This window comes from Streptococcus sp. 210928-DFI.4.42, assembly GCF_020554365.1.
GTDB lineage: Bacteria > Bacillota > Bacilli > Lactobacillales > Streptococcaceae > Streptococcus > Streptococcus parasanguinis_S.
This window is the reverse complement of the sequence record NZ_JAJCHF010000038.1, coordinates 1-7,657: the sequence shown is the minus strand read 5'-3', so window position 1 is coordinate 7,657 and position 7,657 is coordinate 1. Positions and strand designations below refer to the sequence as shown.

The window sequence follows — 7,657 nt, the reverse complement described above, 5'->3', positions numbered from 1 at the left end:
TGCGGAGGTGGGACGACGAAATCGAATTCTAACGAATTACCAATTTCTGTCCCACGCTCTAAATTTATTTCTTATTGCTCCACAGCTTGAGCAGCCGTAATCAAGGTTAATTTATAGACGTCATCTGCATTACATCCACGAGAGAGGTCATTGACTGGTTTGTTCAACCCTTGCAATACTGGACCTACCGCTGCAAAGCCACCAAGACGTTCTGCCATCTTGTATCCAATGTTACCTGCTTCAATACCAGGGAAGATAAAGACATTGGCTTGACCTGCTACCTTGCTTCCTGGAGCCTTCAAGGCTGCAGTCGCAGGGACAAAGGCTGCGTCAAATTGCAATTCCCCGTCAATTTCAAGGTCTGGACGAAGTTCATGAGCAAGCTTAGTCGCTTCGACAACCTTATCAACACTTTCACCGAAACCAGATCCTTTTGTTGAATAGCTCAACATAGCAATTTTTGGATCAATGCCAAACATCTTGGCGGTAATAGCTGAGTTGATGGCAATTTCGGCTAATCCTTCAGCATCTGGATTGATATTGATGGCACAGTCCCCAAACAAGTAGCGTTCAGATCCACGAACCATAAGGAAAGCCCCTGAAGTCCGTTTTACATTTGGACGAGTTTTGATAATTTGAAGAGCCGGACGAACAGTTGCGGCTGTTGAGTGAATCGCACCAGATACCATCCCATCAACAATTCCCATGTGCACCAACATGACACCAAAATAGTTAACGTCGTCTTTCAAAACTTGACGCGCTTCTTCTTCTGTCATTTTGCCCTTACGACGTTCTACTAAGGAAGCTACCATTTCTTCAAAACCTGGATAAGAATGAGGATCGATGACTTCATATCCATCCAAAACCCCTTCGATTTCAAGATAAATCCGAATTTTATCTGGATTACCAAGCAAGACAGGGGTTACTTCTGTCTCGTTCACAATGCGTTTTGTCGCTTGGAGGATACGAGGTTCTTCACCTTCTGGTAATACAATACGTGCATTCTTACCAACGAGGTTGGCTTTGAGATTTTCGAAAACTTCCATGAGTTTTACTCCTTTTAATAATTAATAACTAGTTTGAAGCTGTGTTAATACAGCTTGGAAATCTGGAGGCAGTGGACTTTCTATGACCAATTCTTCCTCTAGAAATGGATGATAATAGGATAGACGATGACAATGAAGGGCTTGGCGCTCAATGCCGTCTTCTAAACTGCCGCCATAGAGATCATCTCCCAAGAGCGGAAAACCAATATGGGAAAAATGAACGCGGATCTGGTGGGTTCGACCTGTGTGTAACTGAATATCCACTAGGTGAATATCACCAAAAGATTGAACAACCTGGTAGCTTGTATGAGCATACTTGCCACCTTTAGCTACCTTTCGGGTGATAATTGAATCTTCATCACGCGCAATCGGAGCAATAATTTCTCCGACAGGATCAAGCTTCCCAGATCCCTTGACCAAGGCGTAATAGCGTTTCTGAATCGTTTTGGCTTGCAATTGCTTATCTAAACGGGCATGAGCATAGCCATGTTTGGCAAAGAGCATAACGCCACTAGTATCCTTATCCAGGCGAGTGACTATGTGGACCTGCTGGTTCTCATAGCCCTGCTTCACATAATAGCCTTTTACAAAATTTGCCAAGGTATTGGAATGAATCGCACTTGGAATCGAGGCGATGCCAAAAGGTTTGTTTAAGACCAAAAAATGATCATCTTCAAACAAAATATCCAAAGGTCGATCCATAGGTTTTAGGGTTTCAAAGCCTTCTTCTGCTGGAATGTCTATGACCAAGCGATCCCCAATATCCAACAAATAAATCGCATTCTCCGGACGTCCATTGACAAGGATCTGGCCACCACGAAACTTAATCTTTGCTAAGAGCCCCTTAGAAACCTCATGCTTTTTCAGAAAGGTCTTAACCTTGACATGCTCATCGACAATGAATTCAAATCTCATTCTCCGTCATCTCCGATAAAGGCATCCTTGACCCGATTCCAGAAACTGGTGTGACTGGAACTTGCCACAAAATTAATCTTATGGTTGTCAATCTGATACTCTACCTTTCCAATATTGCGGTAAGAATAGGTTGAATTATCGACAGAGATAATGTGGAAGCCAGGTCTCGTCGGTGTAATCTCAATCTTATCCTTTTTAGGGACAATGACAGAAGAACCCAAGGTACGATAAACACGGTTGTTGAGACTAGCAATTTCAGCAATCTGCAAGGCTTCGATAGTCGGGTGAAGAACTGCTCCTCCCAAGGATTTATTGTAGGCCGTACTTCCTGTAGGAGTCGAAACGGTGATCCCGTCTCCTCTGAAGCGCTCAAAATCCACCCCATTTATCGTGAGATCGGCAACCATGGTCCGGTCGCTTCTCTTAATCGTTGCTTCGTTCAAAGCCCTCATGGTACGGGTTTCCCCATTTTCGAAAGTAATCTTGACATTCAAAATAGGGTAAGAAACCTTAGCTCCAGTATCATATTTTAAGTTCTCAACCAGCTTATCGATTTCACTGTCTAAGTAATCTGTATAGAATCCTAAGTGTCCGGTATGGACGCCAACAAATCGCACCCGATCCAACTGGTGTTCATACTTGTGAAAGGCCGATAGCAACATCCCATCGCCACCAATTGAAATCACAATATCCGGGTGCTTCTCCGTCAAAATAAAATTATTTTTCCGAAGCTTGTAGCGCAACTGCTGAAAAACCTCTTCACTTTGACGCTTGCGATTGCGAATAATGGATACTTTTTTACCTGTAGTCTTCATCTGTGTCATCACTATTTCCAACGCCATCATTTAACTTACGATGAAGTGGATCAAACAGGGCTTGAGCCTCCTGAATCGCATCCCGAATTGCCCCCATCTCTTCATCCAAGAGATAGGCCAGGTTTGCTGTCGTCTCTAAGCGTTTTTTGATCTCGTCTGGAAAGTCTCCTTTATATTTATAATTGAGCGAGTGTTCAATGGTTGCCCAAAAATTCATGGACAAAGTCCGAATTTGAATCTCTGCTAAGATCGTTTCATTTCCATCAATGGTATCGACCGGGTACTCGACCACAACGTGGTAACTCCGGTAGCCACTTGATTTCTTATGGCGGATGTAGTCTCGCTCTTGGACCACGTGCATATCCTGCCGTTGTCTCAGAACCTCTAGGATCTCTTCGACGTCATCTACGAACTGGACCATGATGCGAAGACCAGCAATATCTTGCATATCCTGAGCCAAATTTTCTTCAGAAATATTTCTTCGGATCATCTTTTCGCGGATGCTCTCAATCGGCTTGACCCGTCCTGTGACAAACTCAATTGGAGAATGCTTTTGTTGCTTACGATATTGCTTACGAATCCCACGCAGTTTGATTTTTAATTCCCCAACTGCTTGGATATAAGGATCTAAGAAGTTTTCCCAATCAATTGCCATCCTACCACCTTGTAATCTGAACCATTTTTGTATACAATAAACACATCTCTTATTATATCATGAATCGCTTTCGAAAAAAAGCAAAGGACTACAAAATGAACCATTTAGAAATTGAATACAAAACCTTGCTAGATAAGGAGGAATACCAATCCCTCCTTCCACTTTTTGCTGATACAGAATTGGTTGTCCAAACCAATCACTATATCGATACACCCGACCAGCTCATCCGTAAGGAAAAAATGGCCTTGCGGGTGCGTACTTTCACAGATCAGGCTGAATTGACTCTCAAGGTCCCTGAAGCAGTTGGCCATTTCGAGTACAATCAAGACCTCAGCCCAGAAGAAACCGAAGCGATCCTTCAACACCAACAGTTTCCTGACGGGGAAATCAAAAACCTCTTGATATCTAAAGAAATCCCTGTTGAGCAACTCGCTGTCTGGGGAAGCCTAACAACAGAACGCTTCGAAAAAGAAACAGCTGCAGGATTGGTGGCACTAGACCACAGTCTCTATTTAGACACTGAAGATTATGAATTAGAAATCGAGGTCGAAACTGCTGAGCAGGAAGAAAATTTCCATCAGTTCATCAAAGAGCATGGAATCGTCTACAAATCTGCAAAAAATAAAATCGCCAGATTGGCGGAAAGATTGTAAAATAGCTGAAATTATCGCAAATTTTTGCTAAAATAGTGCTAAGATCAAAAATCTAAATGAGGTTGGAATCACATGTCAGATAAAAAAAATATGAAGCTCTTCTCTCTCAATTCAAATCCAGAGATTGCGCAAAAAATCGCGGATCATGCTGGGGTTCCACTTGGGAAAATTTCATCCCGTCAATTCTCAGATGGTGAAATCCAAGTCAATATTGAGGAAAGTGTTCGTGGATATGATATTTATATCATTCAATCAACCAGTTTCCCTGTCAACAATCATTTGATGGAACTGTTAATTATGGTAGATGCTTGCCAACGGGCCAGCGCAAATACTGTCAATGTGGTCATGCCTTACTTCGGTTATGCCCGCCAAGACCGGACTGCTGCTCCTCGTGAACCAATCACTGCTAAACTCGTCGCAAACATGTTGGTCAAAGCTGGGGTGGATCGCGTCGTCACACTGGATCTCCATGCAGTGCAAGTTCAAGGTTTCTTCGATATTGCCGTAGATAACCTCTTTACCATTCCACTTTTTGCAGAGCTCTACATCAACAAAGGTCTAACTGGTCCTGATGTTGTAGTCGTCAGCCCTAAAAACTCAGGTGTTAAACGGGCTCGTAGTTTAGCTGAATATCTTGATGCACCGATTGCGATCATTGATTACGAGCAAGATGATGCAAACCGTGATTATGGCTATATTATCGGGGATGTCAAAGATAAGAAAGCGATCTTGATTGACGATATCCTCAATACTGGTAAGACATTCTCAGAAGCTGCGAAAATCGTCGAACGCGAAGGTGCTACTGAAATTTATGCTGTATCAAGCCATGGTTTATTTGTAAAAGGAGCTGTTGAATTATTAGACCAAGCTCCGATCAAAGAAATCTTAGTAACCGATTCTGTTGCTCCAAATGGACCAACACCAAAAAATATTAACTATCTGACAGCTAGCGAACTGATCGCTGAAGCTATTGTTCGCATTCAAGAAAGAAAACCTGTTAGTCCTCTATTTGCCTACCACAAGAAATAAGGTCTTAATGTGATATATTTTGATAATGCCGCAACAACTCCCCTTCTACCTGAAGTCATTGATAAAATGTCTGAAACTATGAAGACCACTTTTGGAAATCCATCGAGCCTTCATGCTCATGGACGGATGGCTAGTAAACTCCTCCGAGAATCTCGCGAGCAGATTGCTCAGTCTCTCCATACTCTTCCAAATCGTATTTTCTTCACTTCAGGTGGATCAGAAAGTAATAATACCGTTATAAAAGGCTACTGCTTGAAACACCAAGCAGATGGCAAACACATCATTACGACCGCTTTGGAACACCATGCGGTTCTCGAACCCATCGAATACCTTGTAGAACGTTTCGGATTTGAAGTTACGATCGTCCAACCAAGAGATGGACGCATTCAGGCTAGTGATATCAAGGCTGCACTTAGACCGGATACCATTCTTGTCTCTACCATGTTTGCCAATAACGAGACAGGCGATCTTCTACCGATTAAAGAAATCGGAGAATTCTTAAAAGATCATCCAGCTGCCTTTCACGTTGATGCGGTCCAAGCAATCGGAAAGGTCCCTGTCTATCCCGAAGAGTTGGGAATTGATTTTCTCAGTGCTTCTGCCCACAAATTCCACGGACCAAAGGGAGTCGGCTTCCTTTATGCAGCCGTCCCAGATTTTGATAATCTCATCCATGGTGGGGATCAGGAAAGTAAGATGAGAGCCAGCACGGAAAATCTTATTTCTATTGTCGGGATGGCAACCGCGCTTCAGCAAGCTACACTTCATCAAGAAGAAAATTTCAACCAGGTTCAAAAACTCGGCCAAGAGCTAGTCAATGGTTTAGCAGCCTACGACTACTACGTAAATGCGAATGACGATCATCTTCCATTTGTTTGGAACCTTGGCTTTCCGGGTTTCCAAAATGACGTTTTACTGATGCGACTCGATCTTGCTGGAATTTCTGTCTCTACAGGTTCTGCTTGTACCGCTGGTACAGTTCAACCCAGCCATGTCCTTGAGGCGCTCTATGGAAAAGATAGCTCACGCCTAAAAGAATCCCTTCGAATTAGTTTTTCAGAACTCAATACCGTAGAGGAGGTTCAAGACTTCCTCTCAAAACTTAAAGAAATTTTATCATAGGAGAACAATATGGCTTTTGAAACAAGTGTTTCATTGAAAGACTGCAAATATACCTATAGTCTACACCCAAATGTTAAAAAATATACCTTACGTGACAATACATTCGCTGTTACAAAAGTTGGAAATTACGAATTAAATCGTTTGCTCGAAGCTGTTCCAAATAGCGGTGAAGGCTTCTTGCTTAAAATTATCTTCAACAAAGATCTCACAGGTTTTAAAATCAATATTACAGACAAGTCTGGACTTCGTCTGGTTAATATCTTTAAAAATCCAGAAAATGATATTATCCAACAAAAATTTTATTTCCTAATGGATAGTCTTGTCGAAAGAGAAATTTTCAACAAAACAGAGGTCTAATATGGTAACTCTAACTTATATCGATGCTTACCAAGTAAAACGAACGACTACTTATACCGACCTTGCAGCCTGCATCCTAGCATTTTCAGGCTGTGTAACCTTGCCTGACTCTTACTCAATCGTATCCATTGAATACAAGGGGGAAAAGCTCCCCTATACAGGGCGAGTCGATGGACTCTATGCTTTTTTGAAAAAGGTAGAACAAGCTGAAAACTAAGCTGATGCTGATGGAACTCTCCATCGCCATCAGCTTTTTCTTTAGACAAAAATATTTTTGAAAAACCATTCTAGATAGTTGATTTTTTCACAATCTTCCTATACAATAAGAGGGAAAGGTTGTGATATTGTGAAACATGATAAAAATACTCCAATTCCACGCGCAACAGCAAAACGCTTATCGCTCTACTACCGCATTTTTAAACGCTTTAACTCTGAAAAAATAGAGCGCGCCAATTCCAAGCAAATTGCTGATGCAATTGGGATTGACTCTGCTACCGTTCGCCGAGATTTTTCTTATTTTGGTGAATTAGGAAGACGTGGATTTGGTTATGACGTAAAAAAACTGATGAACTTCTTTGCAGATCTCTTAAATGACAATGCGATTACCAATGTCGCTATTGTGGGGATCGGAAATATGGGAAGTGCGCTTCTCAACTATCGCTTCCATGAACGCAATAAGATGAAAATTGTCATGGCGTTTGATCTAGACGATCATGAACTGATCAATACCAAAAGTAAGGACGGAATTCCTATTTACGGTATTTCCTCTATTAAAGAAAAGCTCAAACAAGAAGGCATTCAAACAGCAATCCTGACTGTTCCAAGCGTCAAGGCTCAAGAAGTGGCTAGCCTTTTGGTAGACGCTGGTGTCAAGGGAATTCTCAGCTTCTCACCAGTGCATCTGACAGTCCCTAAAGATGTCGTCGTCCAATATGTCGATCTCACCAGTGAATTGCAGACACTCCTTTATTTCATGCGAAAAAACGAAGAATAAAGACTTATACTTTAACAAGAAAAAGAGGCTGGGACAAAAGTCCTAGCCTCTCAATTATTTTTGGATTGTCG

General features: G+C 42.0%; 10 protein-coding genes. 6 read left to right on the top strand and 4 right to left on the bottom strand.

All coding sequences use genetic code 11. The annotated features are described in order from the left end of the window. Positions 1 to 71 precede the first annotated feature (71 nt). The 4 genes from pta to LIZ08_RS10000 are packed head-to-tail and all read right to left on the bottom strand — an operon-like array spanning position 72 to position 3,431. Complete coding sequence (pta, locus tag LIZ08_RS10015; RefSeq protein WP_021153149.1) at positions 72 to 1,046, bottom strand: phosphate acetyltransferase; 975 nt, start codon at positions 1,044 to 1,046, stop codon at positions 72 to 74. Positions 1,047 to 1,067: 21 nt separating this feature from the next. Beyond that, entirely contained in the window at positions 1,068 to 1,961 is an 894-nt protein-coding gene (locus tag LIZ08_RS10010; protein ID WP_227038795.1) for an RluA family pseudouridine synthase, read from the bottom strand. Next, positions 1,958 to 2,776, bottom strand: coding sequence for an NAD kinase (locus tag LIZ08_RS10005; RefSeq protein ID WP_319637125.1), 819 nt, complete (start codon positions 2,774 to 2,776; stop codon positions 1,958 to 1,960). Before LIZ08_RS10005 ends, LIZ08_RS10010 begins: the two co-directional genes overlap by 4 nt. Beyond that, positions 2,760 to 3,431, bottom strand: coding sequence for a GTP pyrophosphokinase family protein (locus LIZ08_RS10000; RefSeq protein ID WP_009730977.1), 672 nt, complete (start codon positions 3,429 to 3,431; stop codon positions 2,760 to 2,762). Before LIZ08_RS10000 ends, LIZ08_RS10005 begins: the two co-directional genes overlap by 17 nt. Positions 3,432 to 3,526: 95 nt before the next feature. Between LIZ08_RS10000 and LIZ08_RS09995 the strand changes: the two genes are divergently transcribed. The 6 genes from LIZ08_RS09995 (at position 3,527) to LIZ08_RS09970 (ending at position 7,586) form a co-directional block, all read left to right on the top strand. Beyond that, on the top strand, positions 3,527 to 4,084 hold the full coding sequence (locus LIZ08_RS09995) for a CYTH domain-containing protein (protein WP_227038794.1): 558 nt from the start codon (positions 3,527 to 3,529) through the stop codon (positions 4,082 to 4,084). Between the two features lie 72 nt (positions 4,085 to 4,156). After that, complete coding sequence (locus LIZ08_RS09990) at positions 4,157 to 5,113, top strand: ribose-phosphate diphosphokinase (protein WP_227038793.1); 957 nt, start codon at positions 4,157 to 4,159, stop codon at positions 5,111 to 5,113. Between the two features lie 9 nt (positions 5,114 to 5,122). After that, complete coding sequence (locus LIZ08_RS09985) at positions 5,123 to 6,235, top strand: cysteine desulfurase family protein (protein ID WP_003007184.1); 1,113 nt, start codon at positions 5,123 to 5,125, stop codon at positions 6,233 to 6,235. A 9-nt stretch (positions 6,236 to 6,244) separates the two neighbouring features. Next, complete coding sequence (locus tag LIZ08_RS09980) at positions 6,245 to 6,592, top strand: DUF1831 domain-containing protein (RefSeq protein ID WP_003015156.1); 348 nt, start codon at positions 6,245 to 6,247, stop codon at positions 6,590 to 6,592. 1 nt (position 6,593) lies between these two features. Then, positions 6,594 to 6,809: a DUF4649 family protein gene (locus LIZ08_RS09975; protein WP_014713271.1), complete on the top strand. Its 216-nt coding sequence runs from the start codon at positions 6,594 to 6,596 to the stop codon at positions 6,807 to 6,809. A gap of 129 nt (positions 6,810 to 6,938) precedes the next feature. Then, positions 6,939 to 7,586, top strand: coding sequence for a redox-sensing transcriptional repressor Rex (locus tag LIZ08_RS09970; RefSeq protein WP_024055729.1), 648 nt, complete (start codon positions 6,939 to 6,941; stop codon positions 7,584 to 7,586). The last annotated feature ends 71 nt before the right edge of the window (positions 7,587 to 7,657 follow it).